Source organism: Erwinia piriflorinigrans CFBP 5888 (assembly GCF_001050515.1).
Classification (GTDB): domain Bacteria; phylum Pseudomonadota; class Gammaproteobacteria; order Enterobacterales; family Enterobacteriaceae; genus Erwinia; species Erwinia piriflorinigrans.
In genome coordinates, this window is record NZ_CAHS01000005.1 from 61785 (window position 1) to 82246 (window position 20462).

Consider the following 20462-nt stretch of genomic DNA (forward strand, 5'->3'; position numbering starts at 1 on the left):
TTGAATCCTTTTACCAGAAGGTCACTGAGGGGCATTGGTAGAGGATACCCACCCAGAAGATAAATCCGCACAGCAGCAGCGCGCCCGCCAGCCGCCCGATACGGCGACTACGCTGCAAACAGATCAACGTAAATACCGCGCTGACGCCGAGCATGACCCAGTAGTCACGGGCGAAAGCAGCAGCATAGAACGCGCCAGGATGTAACAATGCCGGAATGCCCAGCACGATAGCTAAATTATAAATATTAGAACCGATCAGATTACCGATAGCGATATCATCTTCGCCTTTCAGCGCCCCGGCAATGACGGTTGCCAGTTCAGGCAGGCTGGTGCCTACAGAAATAATGGTCAGTCCGATAACCAGTTCGCTGACCCCAAAGTAGTCGGCGATCACCGTGGCGTTATCGATCACCATGTTTGTCGACATCGGCAGTAAGATCAACGCAACCCCCAGCCACAGGAAAGCCACCGTGTTGCCTGTGTCATCACGCGGTAGCTCGGCGAGCTGTTCGCGAGTGAGTGAATCATTATTTTCGCGCTCGGCACGGCGGGCGATTTTGATAATAAACAGCAGGTAGATCACCGCGATCGCGATCAGCATCAGACCATCGCTGCGGCTTAGCTGGTTATCAAACAGTATGGCTCCGCATAACAGCGTCACCAGCAGCATCAGCGGCAGTTCGCGGCGAATTAAATTAGAATGTACCGTTAATGGGTGCAGCAGCGCCGCGCCGCCGAGGATCAACAAAATATTCGTGATGTTTGAGCCTAATGCCGTTCCAATAGCGATGTTCATTTGCCCGCGTGCGGCGGCAGAGAAAGAGACGATCATTTCCGGCAGCGAGGTTCCAATTCCCACCACGGTCATACCGATAATCAGTGGGGGGATCCCCAGAGAACGGCATAAAATAGCTGCGCTAAACACTAGACGATCGGCCCCGTAAACCAGTAAAACTAAACCGATAATCAATAGTGCTGTAGCAACAAGCATGAAGTGTCCTTTTAATCGGTTATAATCGACGGCTGCCGCACACCACAACAGGTTACGGTCTTTTTGATGGCAGTGATTTTGACGGTCTCTAAGCAAAAAGTAAAACTTATGGCAATTTAAGCTACATCTTATGCGGTAAGTTTCTGTAAAAGTGTTCAGCTTCGGAGGTAATACGTTACCATCGGGGTTAAATTAATCGCTGAGAATAAGGATCGAGGTAACTATGAGCCAGACGGAGACGAATCTGGTGGACGTCAGGGGCGTCAGCTTTTCCCGCGGCAATCGGTCGATTTTCGATAACATCTCGCTTACGGTGCCCAAAGGAAAAGTCACTGCTATCATGGGGCCTTCCGGTATTGGTAAAACCACGCTGCTACGCTTAATCGGTGGGCAGATCCCGCCTGATAGCGGAGAAATATGGTTCAACGGCGAAAATATTCCAACACTTTCCCGTTCCCGGCTCTACGAAGCGCGCAAAAAAATGAGCATGCTGTTTCAGTCGGGAGCGCTGTTTACCGATCTCAGTGTATTTGACAATGTGGCTTGGCCGCTGCGTGAGCACTCTCACTTGCCAGCACCCTTGCTGCGCAGCACGGTATTGATGAAACTGGAAGCCGTTGGGTTACGCGGCGCGGCAAATCTCAAACCTTCGGAGCTGTCTGGCGGTATGGCACGGCGCGCGGCGCTGGCGCGAGCGATTGCGCTGGAGCCAGATCTGATTATGTTCGACGAACCTTTTGTTGGCCAGGACCCGATCACGATGGGCGTATTGGTAAAGCTTATCGACGAACTCAATCACTCTTTAGGCGTGACCTGTATCGTGGTATCTCACGATGTGCCTGAAGTGCTGAGCATTGCCGATTACGCCTATATTATTGCCGGCCAGAAAGTGATCGCCCAGGGAACGGCTCCGGAGCTACGCAAAAATGATGATGCCCGCGTGCGTCAGTTTATTGATGGCATTGCCGACGGGCCGGTGCCATTCCGTTTCCCCGCCGGGGATTATCTGCAAGATTTAGTCGGCTCTGGGAGTTAACACACTGATGTTTCTACAAGCGCTGGCGTCATTAGGACGTCAGGGAATTAATTTCTGTGCCTCCTTTGGTCGCGCCGGTTTAATGTTGTTCCATGCGTTGTTTGGCATTCCTCGCTTTCGCAAGCATGCGCCGCTGTTGGTCAAACAGCTGTATAGCATCGGCGTGTTATCACTGCTGATCGTCGTGGTGTCTGGATTGTTTATCGGCATGGTGCTGGGTCTGCAAGGCTACCTGGTGCTTAAAACTTACAGCGCTGAAACCAGTCTCGGTATGATGGTGGCGCTGTCATTACTGCGAGAGCTGGGCCCGGTGGTCACCGCACTGCTGTTCGCCGGGCGCGCCGGGTCGGCACTGACGGCGGAAATTGGTCTGATGAAAGCCACCGAACAGCTTTCCAGCATGGAGATGATGGCAGTTGATCCGCTACGGCGTATTATCTCGCCGCGCTTCTGGGCCGGATTTATCAGCATGCCGTTATTGACATTAATCTTTGTCGCGGTGGGTATCTTGGGCGGGGCGCTGGTCGGCGTGAGCTGGAAAGGCATCGACCCGGGCTTTTTCTGGTCTGCGATGCAGAATGCGGTCGATCTACGCACTGATATTATCAACTGTACGATTAAAAGCGCCGTATTTGCACTGACCGTGACATGGATTGCGCTGTTTAATGGCTACGATGCGACTCCGACGTCTGAAGGGATTAGTCGGGCAACAACGCGTACTGTAGTACATGCTTCACTGGCAGTACTCGGTCTGGATTTTGTGCTTACGGCACTGATGTTTGGGAACTGAAGCAATGCAAACGAAAAAAAGTGAAATTTGGGTAGGTGCTTTCTTACTGCTAGCGCTTTGCGCGATTATTTTTCTCTGTCTGCGCGTGACCGATCTCAAATCACTCGGCAGCGTAACGACTTGGAAACTGTATGCGACTTTCGACAACGTGGGTGGATTAAAGCCGGGTTCTCCGGTGAAAGTCGGCGGGGTGGTTATCGGCCGCGTATCGGATATTACGCTCGATGCAAAAAACTACTCACCAAAGGTCAGCATGGATATTGACGATCGGTACAACAACATCCCCGATACCAGCTCACTGGCGGTGCGCACCTCCGGTTTGTTGGGGGAGCAGTATCTGGCGTTGAATATCGGTTTTGACGATCCGGAAATGGGAACCGCTATACTTAAAGATGGCGGCACTATTCAGGACACTAAATCTGCGATGGTCTTGGAAGATCTCATTGGGCAGTTTCTTTATAAGAGCGGCAACGGTGACGAAAAAAATCCACCTGTTGCAGGTGATAAGGCAGCTCAGGGGCAGGTAGCCCCGGCAGCAGCGAATAATCCAGAAGAGGGAAAATAATGTTTAAACGTTTACTCATGGCGGCGATGCTGGTTATAGCCCCCTTAGCGGTGAATGCAGCCGCTGACCAGACTAATCCTTATAAGCTGATGGATGAAGCCGCAGCCAAAACCTTCACTCGTCTCAAAGATGAACAGTCTGCTATCAAAAAAGACCCTAATTACCTGCGCCAGATTGTCCGTGAAGAGCTGCTGCCTTACGTACAGGTGAAGTACGCAGGTGCGTTGGTGTTGGGCCGTTACTACAAGGACGCGACTCCGGCGCAGCGTGACGCCTATTTTAAAGCTTTCAACGACTACCTGGCTCAGGCCTATGGCCAGGCGCTGGCAATGTACAGTGGCCAGACCTATCAAATTGCGCCAGAGCAACCCACTGATGGAGCGAACATCATCGCTATCCGCGTCACTATCGTTGATCCTAACGGCCGTCCGCCGGTACGTCTGGACTTCCAATGGCGTAAAAATAGCGTTAACGGCCACTGGCAGGCATATGACATGATCGCCGAGGGGGTCAGTATGATCACCACTAAACAGAATGAGTGGAGCGGTCTTCTGCGTCAGAAAGGGATTGATGGCTTAACAGGGCGGCTGAAGTCTAATGCTCAGCAGCCGATCACCCTGGACAAGCAGTCATAATGAGCGATCAACTGCGCTGGGAATTAAAGGCGGAGCAGCTTTGTCTCATTGGTGAACTGGAACGTGAAACGCTGCTGCCGCTGTGGCAGCAGCGCGAGCTGGTGATGGAGCGCGTGGAGAGTATCGATGTTTCCGCTCTGGAACGCGTCGATTCCGGAGGGCTGGCGTTATTGGTCCATCTGCGACAAATTGCCATCCGCCACGGCAGAAAGCCGCGTTTTACCGGTATTAATGACAAGTTGAATTCGCTGATCGCGCTTTATAACCTGCAAAAAATTATCAGCAGCAGCGATTAAAGATATGTCGACCCCTGCTTGCCGTGTCAAAGCAGGGAACATATTGAGTTTATTACCTTTCATTCCCCAGGGGCCGTCCCGGCCCTGTAGGATGTGCCGCCCCATCATGTTATTGATTCTCATTTAGCCTTTTTCTTATGCCTCCGGCATTTTTTGCTTGTTTAAGAGTAGGGCGGATTCCACTAAGATGTATGCCTGTTTATTATTAAGTGAAATTGAAAGCCTCATGGAAAATAGTGAAATTCAGTCCGTGCTAATGAGCGCGTTACCGCTGCAGGAAGTCCACGTTAGCGGCGATGGTAGCCATTTTCAGGTCATTGCTGTCGGTGAACTTTTCGGCGAGCTGAGTCGCGTTAAGAAGCAGCAGACGGTCTATGCTCCCCTGATGGCTTATATTGCCGATAATCGTATTCACGCGGTTTCCATTAAGACCTACACCCCTGAAGAATGGGCGCGTGACCGTAAGCTAAACGGTTTTTAAGCTGCGCAGATTTCACCACGTGCTTTGTGGTGAGGGGCTGCACAGCAGATTTATTGTCTGACAACAGAGAGTAGTTGCAATGGATAAATTTCGTGTACAGGGTCCGACCCGGCTGAGTGGTGAAGTCACAATTTCCGGTGCTAAGAATGCCGCATTACCGATCCTGTTCGCTGCTCTGCTGGCTGAAGAGCCGGTGGAGATCCAGAATGTCCCAAAACTAAAAGATATCGACACCACCATGAAGCTTCTCAGCCAGCTTGGTGTGAAAGCTGAACGTAATGGTTCTGTGCATCTGGATGCCAGCAAAGTTGATATCTACTGCGCCCCTTATGAGCTGGTGAAAACCATGCGCGCTTCTATTTGGGCGTTGGGCCCGCTGGTGGCACGTTTTGGCCAGGGACAGGTATCGCTGCCTGGCGGTTGCGCTATCGGTGCCCGACCGGTTGATCTGCATATCACCGGTCTTGAGCAGCTTGGTGCGGAGATCAAACTGGAAGAAGGTTACGTTAAGGCCTCTGTTGATGGTCGCCTGAAAGGGGCGCATATCGTTATGGATAAGGTCAGCGTCGGGGCAACCGTCACCATTATGAGTGCGGCGACGTTGGCGACGGGAACCACCGTTATCGAGAATGCCGCGCGTGAGCCGGAAATTGTAGATACTGCCAACTTCCTTAACACGCTTGGGGCGAAAATCTCCGGCGCTGGCAGTGACCGGATCACCATTGAAGGCGTTGAGCGTCTCGGTGGTGGTGTTTATCGCGTGCTTCCCGATCGTATCGAAACCGGTACTTTCCTGGTGGCGGGAGCGATTTCCGGCGGTAAAGTTATCTGCCGTGCGGCGCAGCCCGACACGCTCGATGCCGTGCTGGCGAAACTACGCGAAGCCGGTGCGGATATTGAAGTGGGTGATGACTGGGTAAGTCTGGACATGCACGGTAAGCGCCCGAAAGCCGTCAATCTGCGCACGGCCCCGCATCCCGGCTTCCCAACCGATATGCAGGCGCAGTTCAGTTTGTTGAACCTGGTGGCTGAAGGCACGGGGGTGATTACTGAAACCATCTTCGAAAACCGCTTTATGCATATACCCGAATTGGCCCGCATGGGTGCGCACGCCGAAATTGAAAGCCATACGCTGATCTGTCATGGCGTTGAAAAACTTTCCAGCGCACAGGTTATGGCGACCGATCTGCGTGCTTCTGCCAGTTTGGTTCTGGCGGGTTGTATTGCTGAAGGCACCACGCTGGTGGATCGCATCTACCATATCGACCGAGGATATGAGCATATTGAAGATAAGCTGATAGCCCTTGGGGCAAATATCCAGCGAATCAGCGGCGAAGAGTAGTCTTCCCGCCCAGTAAATAAGGGTCGGTAGTGAATACCGGCCCTTATTTTTTTATCGGCGAGCCCGCTCCTGGCGATCGATGAGACGATGTGTCTTCATATCAAAGTAACGACTTGGCCAGATCTTTGATGGATGAATATCCAATGCTCGTGCAATTATCCATTCGCCTTTCGGCCACGGGCGGCACAATGCGTTGGCTAAGGTTGATGAACTCAAGCCTGCCAGCCGCGACTGGGCTGCAAGCGTGGTGCCTTTTTTACGTAAGGCGGCGATAATATCGGCGGGGTGCCAGTCTTGTAGATGATATCTCACGTGCTTATCCTCCTTGAGCACTTTTAAAAAAACAGCGGTAAGTGACTACGTTGTTCGCCAGCTTTCTGCCGATCTCCCTGGATAAAAAACCAGTCATATCTGGTGATAACAGGATTCTTATAGCATTTAATTTCCATTAAATTCCAGTTTATTTCAGGGATAAACTTTTTTTTTGCGTAAAGCTACGCAAAGTTCAGGTAACTGCGTGTTGTCGTTTCAGAATGTTTTGATAGCGCTCAGAAGATCGGGCAGGGGAAGGGGAAAACAAGGAAGCCCGGCGGTGTGCCGGGCTTCACGTGAGATGCTGATATTAGAATGTGCGCTGGACCGACATATGTGCCAATGCTTCCAGTGCGGTGCGCCACGGTGACTCCGGCAGCACCTTCAGCGCGGCAATGGCTTTATCCGCTTCTTGTTCAGCGGCGTTGCGTGTCCACTCCAGGGATCCACACTGATGCATTGTTTCCAGAACCGTTTCCAGTAAGTGGCGTCCATTACCGTTTTCAATAGCAGCGCGGATCAGGCTGGCTTGTTCTGGCGTTCCATTGCGCATTGCGTGCAGCAACGGCAGGGTAGGTTTACCTTCACTCAGGTCATCCCCGACGTTCTTGCCCAGCGTATCGCCATCAGCACTGTAATCAAGCAGATCGTCAATCAGCTGGAATGCGGTGCCGATATAACGGCCATAATCCTGTAAAGCCTGCTCCTGGGCTGTACTGGCACCCGCCAAAATGGCAGAGGACTGTGCTGCCGCTTCGAACAGACGTGCCGTTTTGCTGTAGATCACCCGCATGTAGCTCTCTTCGGTGATATCCGGGTCATTACAGTTCATCAACTGCAATACTTCGCCTTCAGCAATGACGTTGACCGCTTCTGACATCAGCGCCAGGACTTTTAGCGAGCCGAGGCTGGTCATCATCTGGAAAGCGCGAGTATAGATAAAATCACCGACCAGCACGCTGGCTGCATTGCCAAATGCGGCGTTGGCGGTGGCTTTGCCCCGGCGCATATCTGATTCGTCTACCACGTCGTCGTGCAGCAGGGTGGCGGTATGAATAAATTCAATCAGTGCCGCCACGGTAATATGCTGTTTACCCGCATAGTCATTGATTGCGCGCGCAGCCAGCACGGCAATCATCGGGCGGATGCGTTTACCTCCGCCGTTGATAATGTAGTAACCCAGCTGGTTGATAAGGGACACATCTGAGTTCAGCTGGTCAAGTATTGTCGCATTGACGTCCGCCATATCTTGCGCGGTGAGTTCGTTTATCTGTTCTAAGTTCATTAGTCTGTTCAGCTATCGCTCAGTTCGCAGCTATGATAAGCGCCTTTACCCGTGCCTGTGGCATGAAATGTCTGACAGATTGTACTTGAAAAACGCGGCGGTGAAACGTCCCCAATCACGTTGCGTTTTTTTTCTGCAATACAGCGCATCAGGCACTTGTCTTTAGCGGTGAATTTGCGTAGAATTCGCGCCCTATTGTGAATATTTATAGCGCAGCCTGAAATCAAACAAGGCAAGCGCGGAAGCGGAGTTCTATATGTACGCGGTTTTCCAAAGTGGTGGTAAACAACACCGAGTAAGCGAAGGTCAGACCGTTCGCTTGGAAAAGCTGGACATCGCAACCGGCGAAACGATTGAGTTCGACCAGGTTCTGATGATCGCCAATGGCGAAGACGTTAAAATCGGCGCACCTTTAGTTTCAGGTGGCATGATCAAAGCGGAGATCGTTGCTCACGGTCGTGGCGATAAAATCAAGATTGTTAAGTTCCGTCGCCGTAAGCATTACCGTAAGCAGCAGGGTCACCGTCAGTGGTTCACTGATGTGAAGATCACTGGCATTAGCGCCTAAGAGGAGATCTGACAAATGGCACATAAGAAAGCTGGCGGTTCGACTCGTAACGGTCGTGACTCCAATGCAAAACGCCTGGGCGTAAAACGTTTCGGCGGCGAAACTGTACTGGCTGGTAGCATCATCGTTCGTCAGCGTGGCACCAAATTCCACGCGGGCAACAATGTAGGCTGCGGTCGTGACCACACTCTGTTTGCTACTGCAAATGGCAAGGTCCAGTTCGAAGTTAAAGGCCCGAACAACCGTAAATACATCAGCATCATTGCTGAGTAATCCGGTTTTCGTGCCGCAGAGCAGCTGTTAAGCTGCTCACTGCGACGAAAAGAAAAGCCCCGCACTAGACTGCGGGGCTTTTTACATTCTGCCCGAGAATATTAATGTCAGCTATCAAACAACAGGCTGGAATGGGGATTGCTCTGGCGTTGATCACCGCGATGAGCTGGGGATCGCTCCCTATTGCCATGAAGCTGGTACTGCAGGTGATGGACCCCTTTACGGTGGTATTTTACCGCTTTTTCCTCGCCTCTCTTGGGTTGGGTACGATTCTGGCGCTGAAACGTCAGCTGCCACCTCGGGAATTTTTTCGTCGTCCACGCTGGCTGATGTGGGTCGTGATTGCCACCGCCGGACTGGTGGGCAATTTTTTGCTGTTCAGCTCATCATTGCAGTACCTGAGTCCAACGGCCTCCCAGGTGATTGCCCAACTGGCACCGCCGGGCATGGTGCTGGCTAGCGTCATTATCCTGAAGGAGAAGATGCGCGCCAGCCAGATTATTGGCGGCATTATGCTGCTCTGTGGGCTGGTAATGTTCTTTAATACCAGTCTGGTAGAAATTTTTACCCGTCTGAGCAGTTACACTTGGGGAGTCATCCTTGGCGTCAGTGCGGCGCTGGTGTGGATCGTGTATGGCGTCACGCAGAAAATTTTGCTGCGTCGCCTGGCCTCGCAACAGATCCTGTTTTTGTTGTACACTTTATGTGCAGTAGCGATGTTGCCTTTGGCACACTTGGATCTGCTGTGGCAGTTAGATAGCTGGCAGCTGGGATGCCTGATTTTTTGCTCGCTAAATACTTTGGTAGGTTATGGTGCGTTGGTGGAAGCCTACGCACGCTGGCAGGCGGCACAAGTCAGCGCAGTTGTGACGCTGACGCCCCTTTTTACCCTGATTTTTTCAGAATTATTATCGCTTGGCTGGCCCGACTTTTTTGCTACTCCGCAGCTCAATACCTTAGGGTTTGCCGGAGCAATTGTCGTGGTGTCAGGCGCCATGTTTTCCGCAATTGGTCATCGCTTATGGCCACGGCGGAGCAATCCCGTTCCGATGTCATGCGCATTGGATCCCGGGCGTATGAGTGACGGAGAAGTAAAATGAAGTTTGTTGATGAAGCGACGATCCTGGTAGTAGCTGGCGATGGCGGTAATGGCTGCGTGAGCTTCCGTCGTGAGAAATATATCCCGCGTGGCGGCCCTGATGGTGGCGACGGCGGCGACGGCGGCGACGTGTATATGCAGGCCGATGAGAACCTGAATACCCTGATCGATTACCGCTTTGAGAAATCTTTCCGCGCAGAGCGTGGTCAGAACGGTCAGAGCCGCGACTGCACCGGTAAACGTGGTAACGACATTCTGATCAAAGTTCCGGTCGGAACGCGCATTATCGACCAGGGAACCGGTGAAACGCTGGGCGATATGACCCATCATCAGCAGAAAATGATGGTGGCAAAAGGCGGCTGGCACGGGCTGGGTAACACACGTTTTAAATCATCGGTTAACCGTACTCCGCGTCAGAAAACGATGGGGACACCGGGTGAAAAACGCGACCTACAGCTGGAACTGATGCTGCTGGCAGACGTCGGCATGCTTGGCCTGCCTAACGCCGGGAAATCGACCTTTATTCGCGCCGTATCTGCGGCGAAGCCGAAAGTGGCGGATTATCCCTTCACCACTCTGGTGCCGAGCCTGGGCGTTGTGCGTATGGACAGCGAACAAAGCTTTGTCATTGCCGATATCCCAGGTCTGATTGAAGGTGCCTCTGAGGGCGCCGGTCTCGGCATCCGCTTCCTGAAACACCTTGAGCGCTGCCGCGTGCTGCTGCATACCATCGATCTGGCCCCTATCGATGAAAGCGATCCGGTAGAGAATGCGCGCATAATCCTCGGCGAACTGGAAAAATACAGCGAGAAGCTGTTCCAGAAGCCGCGCTGGCTGGTGTTTAACAAGGTTGACCTGCTGGATGAGGAAGAGGCAGAGTCACGTGCCAAGGCGATTGCTGAAGCGCTGGGCTGGACCGAAAAATACTACCTGATCTCCGCAGCCAACCGTGCAGGCGTGAATGCGCTGTGCTGGGATGTGATGGCCTTTATTAAAGCTAACCCGAAAGAAGCTGAGCTGGCCGCTAAACAGCCGGAAAAAGTGGAATTCATGTGGGATGACTACCATCGTCAGCAGCTGGAAGAAGCGCAGCCAGAAGTGGAAGAAGACGATGACTGGGACGACGACTGGGATGAGGATGACGAAGAAGGCGTCGAAACCATCTATCAGCGTTAAGCCACGCTAAAATAAACGGGACGCAGTTCAATAGCGTCCCGTTTTGCTATCTGTTTCAGCCAATAATGGTAGTGGTAAGACGTGCCATGCAGCACAACCGGTCCTGCTGATTAAAGATCTCAATCTGCCAGACCTGATTCATCCTTCCGTGATGCAATGCCCGACAGACACCGCGCACCGATCCGCTATAGACCGCACGCAGATGGCTGGCGTTGACTTCAACCCCGACCACGTTCTGACCCGGCTGTGAACAGAGCCAGCCCGCCATTGACCCCAGCGTTTCCGCCAGCGCGACGGATGCACCACCGTGCAACAGGCCAAAGGGCTGCTGAGTACGCGCATCCACTGGCATGGTGGCTTCAAGCCAGTCTGCTTCCAGCCGGGTAAATACCATGCCCAGACTGGTGACCATCGTGTCCTGCGCCATCTGATTCAGTTCGGCGAGGCTGCTTTGCCGTGTCCACATATCAGGCTCCTAAGGTTGCGCCACCGTCGATGACGATATCCTGCATGACAATGTGGCCGGCACTGTCCGAGGCGAGAAACAGCACCGCATTGGCAATATCATCCGGTTTGGCAATTTTTTGCAATGGGATCCCCAGCTTATATTGTTCCGGATATCCGGCAATCATTTGCTGTTCATCTTCTGGCTGATGCCACAGACTTCTTTGCATCGCCGTATCAGTAGAGCCGGGAGAGACTATATTGCAGCGTACGCCGAACGGTGCCATCTCAAGTCCTACCGTCAGGCACAGGCTACGTAATGCCGCTTTTGACGCACCGTAGGCTGACATCCCAATACGCGGGGCGTGTGCGGCATTCGAGGCAATAGTGACTATTGCGCCCGAGCGCTGTTGGCGAAACAGTGGCAGAGCCTGCTGGAACAGATTGAACGCCCCACCCGCGTTGACGGCCATGCAGTCCTGCCAGTCTTCCAGGGCCAGCTCTTCAGTGCTGCCAATGCGTAAAATCCCGGCGGCATTGACCAGCACGTCGAGCCGCCGTGCTTCGGCCAGCAGGCGCTGGCAGGTGCGTTTCACCGCTGCCGCATCGGCAATATCGACAGTCACGCGCTGGAAAGGATACTCCCTTTGTGAGAACTGCCTGTCGAAGCCGACGACGGAGGCCCCCGCCGCGACAAACGCCAACGCGGTGTGGTAGCCAATCCCCTGGCCTGCGCCGGTTACCCATACCTGTTTTCCACTGAAGTCAAAGCGGCACGTCATCAGGCGGCATCCCCCGATAGCAATGACCACCAGCCATTAATACTGGGATTTTTCGCCAGAGTGACGAAATCGATATCGCTGTGCACCTGATGCCAGCGAGCGGCCAGGGCCATCATGCGTACCGAATCCAGCCCGTAATCGATAAGATTCTCGCTGTCGTCGAGATCGTCGGCGTCATCATCCAGTAGCGGTAATACCAGCGCACGCAGCTGTTGTTTACTTTGCGGCACCGGGAGCAAGGTTTCACTCATCACCACGCGCCCGCAGCGACCAGCGGCATAGGTTAATGACATCATATGCTCTTCACGGCTAAAATCTGCCAGCGCATCGGCGACCATAAAGGGTTTGATGTTGCGCATAAAAGCGTCGATCGCGGTGGTCAGGCAGCCGATATGGGCATAAACGCCGCAGATAATCAGCTGATCACGACCGGCTTCTTTGAGCATAGATTCAAGCGGCGAACGGTGAAAGGCGCTGTAACGCCATTTGACCAGAACCTGGTCTTGCTCATCGGGTGCCAACGCAGTGACCACGTTCTGCTGCGCGGGGTGCTTGTTCAGGCCCGGTCCCCACATATCATTCAGCAGCGCACGATCTTCGTCGCTCTGTTGATTCGGCTGTGCGGTATAGAACACCGGAATATTCTGGGACTTGCAGTACTGGCGTAGCTGCGCAATATTCGCCACGACCTGCTTGATCAGTGGGCTATCTTCGCCCCAGAAATTGAGGAAATACTCCTGCATATCATGGATCAGCAGCGCGGCGCGGGCTGGCTCGAATGCCCAGCTCACTTTATTTTTAGGCAGTTCAGCGGCGGTGGGAAGTGCATAATTGTCGAGTTTGGGAATAGTCATCAATATCTCCTGGAAATTATCTGTTCTGCCGGGAGGCTAACTGCTCACGCAGATATTTTTTATCGACTTTGCCAACCGGGGTCAGTGGCAGTGAGTCAACGCATTCAATGCGATCCGGTAATTTAAACTCCGCCACTCCCAGCGTGCGCAAATAGCGGCGCAGCAGCGCTGGCTTTAGTACGTTGCGTGCGACGATAAATGCACAGCTTTTTTCACCCATCAAACGGTCTTCCATCGATACCAGCGCAGCGTGGATCACGTCCTCATGGCTCAACAGCAGGTTTTCAATCTCTTCCGCAGCAATTTTTTCACCTCCCCGGTTGATCTGATCTTTTTCACGCCCGTGAACGGTGATATAGCCATCTTCAGCCATAGCGATTAAGTCGCCCGAGCAGTAAAAGCCGTGACGGTCAAAGCTGGCTGCGTTGTGATCGGGGCTGTTGTAGTAGCCACGGAAGGTGTAGGGCCCTCGCGTCATCAGACGCCCGATTTCACCAGCAGGTAGCGGATTACCCTTGGCATCAGCGACCCATACCTCATCGTCAGGTGATACTGGCCGCCCTTGCGTGGTGAGAATATGCTGCTGGTCATCGTCCAGGCGGGTGTAATTGACCAACCCTTCAGCCATACCAAATACCTGCTGGAGCTGACAGCCTATTTCCGTCTGGATACGCGCCGCGAGTGATTCGCTAAGTTTGGCCCCACCAACCTGTAGCAATGCCAGTGAGGCCAGCGCCCGGTTGCTGCCCCATTCGACTATCGCCTGTAGCCAGAGGCTGACTGCCGGTGGCACCAGCGCCGCAACGTTGACCTGATGCTGCTCAATGAGGGGAAAACAGATATTCGCGCTGGGATCCTGCGCCATCACCACGCAGCCTCCGGCAAAGAACACCCCAAGTGAGCCGGGCGAGCTCATGGCGTAGTTATGCGCGGCAGGTAAGGCATTCAGATAACATGTCTGTTGCGTAAAGCGGCAAATCTCAACGCTGCCACGAATACTGTAGTAATAATCATTGTGGGTTCGTGGGATCAGTTTCGGCGTGCCGGTACTGCCGCCTGAAAGCTGAAAAAAGGCCACCTCGTCGGCAGCCGAGGGGCTGGCGATAAAGTCATCCGCTGGCGCATCCATCAAATCCGTCAGCGAGTCCGCCGTGCTGCTGTCGTTATGCAGGGCGACTACCCTCAGCGAAGGCGTATCCTGCTGCAGCTGATTCAGGTAGTTATCATCACTGAACAGGTTGTGCTGGCGATCGGCGATCAGTAACGCGGGCTGAATTTGTCGCGCATAAGCGTTCAGCTCATAGCGCTGATGGTTGAACAGGGCATTGACCGGGGCAACGCCAATTTTCAGCAGGGCGAAAAAAGTTACGTAGAATTCGGCGATGTTGCCGAGCTGTACCAGGGCAGTATCACCGCTTTGTAAACCCCGTCGCTGTAACGATGCGGCAAGGCGGTCAGACTGTTGCGTCAGTTGCTGATAGCTGTAACGTCGGTCACCATCAATAACGGCAATCGCGCTGCTGTCGGCATGACGCTGAAGAATATCGGTCAAAGGCAGATCCAGCCAGTAACCTTTAACACGGTACTGCATGGCCAGATCGTCCGGCCAGCGGGAATAGGGGATGGTCATCTCGGTACTCTTTAGTTAAGGCCCAGGGCACTCAACATGGTATTCAGCTTGACGCCGGTTTCGCGCCATTCGGATTCAGGAGTCGAAGCAGGGACTATTCCGGCTCCGGCGAACAGCTGCACGCGGTTGCCATTCACTTTGCCGCAGCGAATAGTGACCACCCACTCACCATTGCCGTGCTCATCACACCAGCCGACAATGCCGCCAAAAAGACCGCGCTTGAACGGTTCCAGTTCGGCGATCAGTTTCTGCGCGCAGGCGTGTGGGAAACCACTGAGTGCCGGGGTCGGATGTAACAGGCAGGCCATTGACAGCGCGGTATCCGCTTTATTGCTGACTTCACCTTCAATGGCCGTACCCAGGTGCCAGAGCGTAGACGTGGTGAGCAGCTGCGGCGTGGCGGGTAACTTGAGGGAAGCGCTGCGGGGGTGTAACACATCACGCATAGCATCGGTGACCAGCTTGTGTTCGTAGCGATCTTTGCCGGAATTCATCAACCGCTGGCCAGCCTGGCTGTCCTTCTGCGCATCACGCTCACGGCGTGCTGAACCGGCAAGCGGATGAGTATAAAAACGCTTTTCGCACTGACGTAGTAGCAATTCCGGGCTGGCACCGAGTAATGAACCGCCCTGCGGCAACGAAATATGGAAGTTATAGCTCTCCGGGTTCTGTGCAATCAGTCGCATCATCAGATCGCGGCTTTCCACGGGTTGCGCAGTGACGATCTCCATCAGGCGTGATAGCACCACTTTGTCGAGCTGCCGTGATCCGGTGGCCGCTACGGCCTTACTGACCATAAGCATAAATTCGTCCTGCTCCGGCACAGCCTGACGACGAATCACCTCAGGCAACCCGGCTTTGTGAGCGGACATCTGTTGGCGGAATGCCTTGCCGTCAAAATAGTGGCTGGATTCTGGAATAAACAGGGATGAAGGCTGGCTGACATCAAAGGGAATGGCACCAACCAGCACCGGACTGACGATCCCCTGGCGCCTGGCCTCTGAAAATCGCTGCCGGACCTCTTGTTGAAAATCGCCGTCGAGGGAATTTCCACCGGATGCCGGTGTGGTGATAGTGGTAAAACATCCTTGAGCCGCAAGACTGCGCCAGGGTGACATGAAGAAAAAGCCACTTGCTGCGGCATTTGTTGCAAATTCCAGAGTACTTTCTGACGTTAACGATTCCATCGCACACCTCACCTAAATGATAAAAGAAATAAGAATAGTTATCATTTGCTTTAAGGTTGCGTACGTTACGACGATTAATGCACTGTGTCAATAAAGGTAAATTAATGGGCGCACAAAGGTTGTTACATATTTAAGGGCGTTACGACGGTGCGTAACGCACAGGGTAATAGCGTTTAAAGCGGTGAGGCGGGCGGGATGTAACGGCTGATAGCGTGCGTTATTCTGTAACGGAAGTATTAATCCAGCCGCTGGGGTAGCCAGCAGCTGGCATCCAGACCACTGCGATCGCTGCGATTATTCAGACTGAGGCGGCCGTGGTGGATTTGGACAATACGCTGAACGATATTCAGTCCAAGGCCGCTACCGCCATAACGCCTGTCCATACGACGGAATGCTTTAATAGCATCATGCAGGGTGGCGGTATCAATCCCCGGGCCTTCATCACGTACGATGAGGTTGCTGCCTCCGGCATCAACTGTCAGTAACAGCGTAATGGTTGAGCCCTCCGGGCTATAGCGTGAGGCATTTTCAAGTAAATTACGTAGCATCAGGCGGAGCAGCACGGCATCACCCTGTACCCCGATCCCCGTATCCCCGCAGATAATCAGCCGCTGTTGTCGAAGCGCTAACAGTTCGTCCATCTCCATTCGCAGCGGATCCACCACGTCATGCCAGGTTAGCGTTTGGTAATGACCGCTGGTCAAAGCCTGGCCAGCGCGCGACAACATCAGCAATTGTTCGATGACGTGCATCAACCGATCGATACGCGCGACAAGCATAGCGCCCTGCTGTACCCCTTGTTGCTCAAGCAGTTCCAGGTGTAAACGTACCCCCGCCAGCGGCGTACGTAGCTCATGGGCTGCATCGGCGGTAAACAGACGCTCCTGTTGTAAAGAGTGGTCAAGCCTGCTTAAAAGTTGATTTAATGTGCCGGTAACAGCGGCAATTTCATCCATTTCTGAATGAAGAGGAAGTGGGGTGAGATTATCAGCCGAGCGGGTGAGCAGGCTGGTTTGCAGCGCGTGCAGCGGTCGGATAATCCAGCTGATCGCCCAGAAGGAAAGCAGCAGGGTAAAGCAAACCATTACCAGCGAAGGCAGCAGTAACGAGGCTATCGCCTCACGGATCTCATTCTCAACCTGGTCATTGCGGGCGTGAGCGGTGAGCGTTTCATTGACCAGAAATCCGATCTGTTCGCGGCTCTCATGCCATAACCACAAGGCACTTATTAGCTGACAGCTTAGCAGGATCAGCGCCAGCATGATCAGCAAACGCTTACGCATACTGTTCATTGGCGCTCTTCCAGCCGGTAACCCACGCCGCGTACCGTTTTGATTCGCTCTTTACCCAGTTTGCGCCGCAGATTATGAATGTGGACCTCAAGCGTGTTTGAAGAGGTGTCATCCTGCCAACTGTAAAGATCCTGCTGCAATGTTTCACGATGCACCGTCTGACCAATACGCATCAGCAGGCGGGTGAGCAGGGAAAACTCTTTGGGCGTGACGTCTACCGGCTGAAGGTCTACAGCCACCTGTTGTGAGGAAAGGTTGAGGGAGATATCGCCATGCTGCAACAGGTTATCGCTTTTGCCCTGATAGCGGCGGATCAGCGCACGAACGCGCGCTTTCAGCTCCGCCAGCGCAAAGGGTTTAATCAGATAGTCGTCGGCACCCGCATCCAGTCCGTCGACCCGATCTGAGAGAGCATCACGCGCGGTGAGGATTAGCACCGGCAGATCCTGCTGCTCTTTACGCCACTGACGTAGCAGATGGGCGCCATCACGATCCGGCAGGCCGAGATCCAGCACCACCAGGCTATACTGACCGCTTTGCAAAAATGCAGCCCCCTGAGCCGCATTCGCCGCGCAGTCAACGGCATAACCTTCCCCACTTAGGGCGAGGCTTAGGCCTTGTTGCAGCAGCGTATCATCTTCTACGATCAATATTTTCATCAGATCAGTTATTCCGGTAAACGTCCTTATACAGGCGGCTTTCGAAGCGTACCAGAGGGATACGACGTTGACGCTGATCCTGCGGCGGTACGGCATAGCCTGACAGGAACTGCACGAAGGCAACGCGCTGTCCACTAGCGGTGGTCATAAAGCCAGCCAGATTATAGACGCCCTGTAATGAACCGGTTTTGGCCGACACCTTACCGTCAACGCCCGCCTCATGCAGGCCGCCTCGATAGAGTAACGTGCCATCATGGCCTGCCAGCGGCAACATCGAAATGTAGTCAAGCTGGCTATCGTTTTGTGCAATATATTGCAGTACCTGCATCATAGTCGCGGGTGAGATCAAATCGTGGCGTGACAGCCCGGAACCATCTACCTGAATACTGTTACCCAGATCGATATTCGCCTTCTGACGCAGGATCTGACGCACGGCATCCGAACCGGCTCGCCAGGTGCCCGGCACGCCGAAACGCTCGCGGCCAATGGTGCGAAATATCGTATCGGCGATCATATTATCGGACTTCTTCAACATGATCCTTAACAGGTCGTGCAGCGGCGCCGACTGGGTTTGCGCCAGTACCGTGGCAGGCTCCGTCAGCAGCGTCTGGCGGACAAGGTGACCGCTATAATCAATTCCGGCATTTTGTAGCTCGGCCTTCAGCAACGCCCCGGCATAGCTGGCACCATCCTGAATGGCAAACGCCAGCGGCAGCGGTTCGGCACGCTGCGTCAGACAGCCGGTCAGCGTGAAACGGTTTAACTCGCCGGGCATCACATCCAGTTCGCAGTACTGGGCATCGGGTGAGCCTTTTGCCAGCGTACGCACCTCACTAAACATATTGACCGGGTAGTAAGACGCCACGCGGATAAAGGCCTTATCACCCGGATTGGGTGCGCTGTATAACGATACCGAGAAGCAGTTACGGTCAACGATAGCGGCACCCGGCGGTGCGCTGAAGCACTGGGTCATGTCGTTCCACGGCCAGCCTGGGGCTTTGTCGTGGCTGGCGAACACGGACGTATCAATGACCAGATTACCCTCAATATGCTCGACTCCCTGTTTTTTCAGGGCGTTGACCATATTGCGCAGATCCTGACGCGTCAGCGTCGGATCACCGCCGAAGCGTGCCACCAGATCGCCGCGCAGCGTATTTCCACTCAGGCTGCCTTTGCTCTCCAGCTGAGTATGGAAACGATAATCAGGGCCGAGTTGCAACAGGGCAGCAAGGGCGGTGATGACTTTCATGGTACTTGCGGGCAGTGCCATCTGCTGGCTGTGGTAGTCAATTGATGGTGCTGCTGCGCCAATTTTCTGTACCATCAGCGCCAGATTTGCGCCGTCGGGTAAAAATTGGCTGTATTCTTCGACGGGCGCAGCCTGCGCTTGCAGCATAAATGCGCAGGTAATGCCGGTGACAATTCGTGAAAATCGCATAATCTCGCGGTAACTGACAGGTGATGCTGCCATACTACGGTGCAACGTGGTGGAAAGTAAACGATGACCCCTATGCAACTCTGGGGTAAAATACGTATCAAATTGCAAAATTGATCCCGGCCTGGAGCTTGCTCCGGGTCAGGTTTCTTTCGTTTTAAATCAGTAACAGACGCCGCAGAACGCCTTTTCTGCATACTAGCCGTCAGGATGACGACACTTTGAACAGGACAGATTTTACGAGGTATTGAGATGAATCAGATTCCGATGACGTTAAGGGGCGCGGACAAACTGCGCGAAGAGCTGGAAGAGCTAAAAACCGTCAAACGGCCCAGAATTATTGCCTCAATTGCCGATGCGCGTGAACACGGCGATCTGAAAGAAAACGCGGAATATCACGCTGCGCGTGAAGAGCAGGGTTTCTGCGAAGGACGCATTCAGGAAATTGAAGCGAAATTGTCGAACGCCCAGGTGATTGATGTCACCAAAATGGCCGGCAACGCCAACGGCCGGGTGATCTTCGGTGCGACCGTCGCCGTGCTGAATGTTGAGACCGACGAAGAGTCAACCTACCGTATTGTGGGCGATGATGAAGCGGACTTTAAGCAGAATTTGATCTCGGTGAATTCACCGATGGCACGCGGCCTGGTGGGTAAAGTCGCTGATGATGCTACCGTCATCAAAACTCCCGGCGGCGATGTCGAATATGAAATCGTAAAAGTGGAATATCTCTGATTTCTGCTACTCTCAACAATGTTCGTCGCATTTGAGTGGAACCTGATACGGCTGCGTACGGTGTGCAAATTCACTGCGAACCGATCTGGTGTTCACCCGAATCACTGACGGGTGCCAGCGTGCAGGGATAGCAACGATTGCCGCTTTATCAAGCGGCTCAGGTTATCCAGTGCAGATGAGCGTTTTGTAAAGATAAGAAAAAGGCCGCTGGGCGGCCTTTTATCAGAGTCAGGAGCGTGGCACTTTCTCCGGATCGGGCACTGGCAGGATGTGGGCGATATTCGCCGCACTCTTGCTTTAGCGCGGAATGGAGATCTTGCGTTCCTTCGTTGGACGGTACAGCACCAGCGTTTTGCCGATAACCTGCACGTTAACTGCACGCGTTTCGCGCACGATGGCCTCAACAATCAGGGTTTTCGTCTCACGGTCTTCTGTGGCGATTTTCACCTTGATAAGTTCATGGTGCTCAAGTGCTTGTTCGATCTCGGCCAGCACCCCTTCGGTCAAACCATTGTTGCCCAGCATAACAACTGGCTTCAGCGGATGGGCAAGACCTTTCAGGTGCTGTTTTTGTTTGGTACTCAGATTCATCGTA

General features: G+C 53.5%; 24 protein-coding genes. 12 read left to right on the forward strand and 12 right to left on the reverse strand.

Features of this window, described 5'->3' with window-relative positions; translation table 11 throughout:
• Positions 1 to 10 precede the first annotated feature (10 nt).
• Positions 11 to 991 carry a calcium/sodium antiporter gene (locus EPIR_RS01615; RefSeq protein ID WP_023653537.1) on the reverse strand — a complete coding sequence of 327 codons (981 nt, stop codon included), beginning with the start codon at positions 989 to 991 and terminating at the stop codon, positions 11 to 13.
• Positions 992 to 1214: 223 nt separating this feature from the next.
• On the opposite strand from EPIR_RS01615, the gene mlaF reads away from it, so the two are divergent.
• The 7 genes from mlaF (at position 1215) to murA (ending at position 6136) form a co-directional block, all read left to right on the forward strand.
• Positions 1215 to 2027, forward strand: a complete 813-nt coding sequence (gene mlaF / locus EPIR_RS01620) for a phospholipid ABC transporter ATP-binding protein MlaF (protein ID WP_023653538.1) — start codon at positions 1215 to 1217, stop codon at positions 2025 to 2027.
• Between the two features lie 7 nt (positions 2028 to 2034).
• On the forward strand, positions 2035 to 2817 hold the full coding sequence (mlaE, locus tag EPIR_RS01625; protein ID WP_023653539.1) for a lipid asymmetry maintenance ABC transporter permease subunit MlaE: 783 nt from the start codon (positions 2035 to 2037) through the stop codon (positions 2815 to 2817).
• Between the two features lie 4 nt (positions 2818 to 2821).
• On the forward strand, positions 2822 to 3382 hold the full coding sequence (gene mlaD / locus EPIR_RS01630; RefSeq protein ID WP_023653540.1) for an outer membrane lipid asymmetry maintenance protein MlaD: 561 nt from the start codon (positions 2822 to 2824) through the stop codon (positions 3380 to 3382).
• Complete coding sequence (gene mlaC, locus EPIR_RS01635; RefSeq protein ID WP_023653541.1) at positions 3382 to 4017, forward strand: phospholipid-binding protein MlaC; 636 nt, start codon at positions 3382 to 3384, stop codon at positions 4015 to 4017. Before mlaD ends, mlaC begins: the two co-directional genes overlap by 1 nt.
• Positions 4017 to 4313 carry a lipid asymmetry maintenance protein MlaB gene (gene mlaB, locus EPIR_RS01640; protein ID WP_023653542.1) on the forward strand — a complete coding sequence of 99 codons (297 nt, stop codon included), beginning with the start codon at positions 4017 to 4019 and terminating at the stop codon, positions 4311 to 4313. Before mlaC ends, mlaB begins: the two co-directional genes overlap by 1 nt.
• Before the next feature lie 226 nt (positions 4314 to 4539).
• Positions 4540 to 4794 carry a BolA family iron metabolism protein IbaG gene (gene ibaG / locus EPIR_RS01645; protein ID WP_012440089.1) on the forward strand — a complete coding sequence of 85 codons (255 nt, stop codon included), beginning with the start codon at positions 4540 to 4542 and terminating at the stop codon, positions 4792 to 4794.
• 79 nt (positions 4795 to 4873) lie between these two features.
• Positions 4874 to 6136, forward strand: coding sequence for a UDP-N-acetylglucosamine 1-carboxyvinyltransferase (murA, locus tag EPIR_RS01650; protein ID WP_023653544.1), 1263 nt, complete (start codon positions 4874 to 4876; stop codon positions 6134 to 6136).
• 51 nt (positions 6137 to 6187) lie between these two features.
• Here murA and EPIR_RS17935 read toward each other — a convergent pair whose 3' ends face one another.
• Positions 6188 to 6448 (reverse strand): helix-turn-helix domain-containing protein, encoded by a 261-nt coding sequence (locus tag EPIR_RS17935; protein ID WP_023653545.1) that lies wholly within the window; start codon positions 6446 to 6448, stop codon positions 6188 to 6190.
• 310 nt (positions 6449 to 6758) lie between these two features.
• The gene (ispB, locus tag EPIR_RS01655; protein ID WP_023653547.1) at positions 6759 to 7733 is read right to left on the reverse strand and encodes an octaprenyl diphosphate synthase; all 975 of its coding nucleotides are present in this window, start codon (positions 7731 to 7733) and stop codon (positions 6759 to 6761) included.
• A 256-nt stretch (positions 7734 to 7989) separates the two neighbouring features.
• On the opposite strand from ispB, the gene rplU reads away from it, so the two are divergent.
• The 4 genes from rplU to cgtA all read left to right on the forward strand — a co-directional run bounded on the left by rplU (position 7990) and on the right by cgtA (position 10849).
• On the forward strand, positions 7990 to 8301 hold the full coding sequence (rplU, locus tag EPIR_RS01660) for a 50S ribosomal protein L21 (protein WP_023653548.1): 312 nt from the start codon (positions 7990 to 7992) through the stop codon (positions 8299 to 8301).
• A 15-nt stretch (positions 8302 to 8316) separates the two neighbouring features.
• Complete coding sequence (gene rpmA / locus EPIR_RS01665) at positions 8317 to 8574, forward strand: 50S ribosomal protein L27 (protein ID WP_023653549.1); 258 nt, start codon at positions 8317 to 8319, stop codon at positions 8572 to 8574.
• A gap of 113 nt (positions 8575 to 8687) precedes the next feature.
• A complete protein-coding gene (locus tag EPIR_RS01670) occupies positions 8688 to 9674 on the forward strand; it encodes a DMT family transporter (RefSeq protein WP_048696689.1) in 987 nt (328 codons plus the stop codon).
• Complete coding sequence (gene cgtA / locus EPIR_RS01675; RefSeq protein WP_023653551.1) at positions 9671 to 10849, forward strand: Obg family GTPase CgtA; 1179 nt, start codon at positions 9671 to 9673, stop codon at positions 10847 to 10849. Before EPIR_RS01670 ends, cgtA begins: the two co-directional genes overlap by 4 nt.
• A gap of 55 nt (positions 10850 to 10904) precedes the next feature.
• On the opposite strand, the gene EPIR_RS01680 is transcribed toward cgtA, so the two are convergent.
• From EPIR_RS01680 to dacB, 8 genes are all read right to left on the reverse strand, one after another.
• Positions 10905 to 11315 (reverse strand): hotdog fold thioesterase, encoded by a 411-nt coding sequence (locus EPIR_RS01680; RefSeq protein WP_023653552.1) that lies wholly within the window; start codon positions 11313 to 11315, stop codon positions 10905 to 10907.
• 1 nt (position 11316) lies between these two features.
• Positions 11317 to 12075: a 2,3-dihydro-2,3-dihydroxybenzoate dehydrogenase gene (dhbA, locus tag EPIR_RS01685; protein WP_023653553.1), complete on the reverse strand. Its 759-nt coding sequence runs from the start codon at positions 12073 to 12075 to the stop codon at positions 11317 to 11319.
• A complete protein-coding gene (locus EPIR_RS01690; RefSeq protein ID WP_023653554.1) occupies positions 12075 to 12929 on the reverse strand; it encodes an isochorismatase family protein in 855 nt (284 codons plus the stop codon). The genes dhbA and EPIR_RS01690 overlap by 1 nt, the downstream gene beginning before the upstream one ends.
• Positions 12930 to 12945: 16 nt before the next feature.
• A complete protein-coding gene (locus tag EPIR_RS01695; protein WP_023653555.1) occupies positions 12946 to 14559 on the reverse strand; it encodes a (2,3-dihydroxybenzoyl)adenylate synthase in 1614 nt (537 codons plus the stop codon).
• Positions 14560 to 14570: 11 nt separating this feature from the next.
• Positions 14571 to 15746 carry an isochorismate synthase gene (locus tag EPIR_RS01700; RefSeq protein ID WP_023653556.1) on the reverse strand — a complete coding sequence of 392 codons (1176 nt, stop codon included), beginning with the start codon at positions 15744 to 15746 and terminating at the stop codon, positions 14571 to 14573.
• A gap of 236 nt (positions 15747 to 15982) precedes the next feature.
• Complete coding sequence (gene pmrB / locus EPIR_RS01705) at positions 15983 to 17038, reverse strand: two-component system sensor histidine kinase PmrB (protein WP_023653557.1); 1056 nt, start codon at positions 17036 to 17038, stop codon at positions 15983 to 15985.
• Positions 17035 to 17697, reverse strand: coding sequence for a two-component system response regulator PmrA (pmrA, locus tag EPIR_RS01710; protein WP_157037487.1), 663 nt, complete (start codon positions 17695 to 17697; stop codon positions 17035 to 17037). Before pmrA ends, pmrB begins: the two co-directional genes overlap by 4 nt.
• A 4-nt stretch (positions 17698 to 17701) precedes the next feature.
• The gene (gene dacB / locus EPIR_RS01715) at positions 17702 to 19135 is read right to left on the reverse strand and encodes a serine-type D-Ala-D-Ala carboxypeptidase (protein WP_048696670.1); all 1434 of its coding nucleotides are present in this window, start codon (positions 19133 to 19135) and stop codon (positions 17702 to 17704) included.
• 249 nt (positions 19136 to 19384) lie between these two features.
• Between dacB and greA the strand changes: the two genes are divergently transcribed.
• Positions 19385 to 19867: a transcription elongation factor GreA gene (gene greA / locus EPIR_RS01720; protein WP_023653560.1), complete on the forward strand. Its 483-nt coding sequence runs from the start codon at positions 19385 to 19387 to the stop codon at positions 19865 to 19867.
• Positions 19868 to 20164: 297 nt separating this feature from the next.
• On the opposite strand, the gene yhbY is transcribed toward greA, so the two are convergent.
• On the reverse strand, positions 20165 to 20458 hold the full coding sequence (yhbY, locus tag EPIR_RS01725; RefSeq protein WP_023653562.1) for a ribosome assembly RNA-binding protein YhbY: 294 nt from the start codon (positions 20456 to 20458) through the stop codon (positions 20165 to 20167).
• Positions 20459 to 20462: the final 4 nt, after the last annotated feature.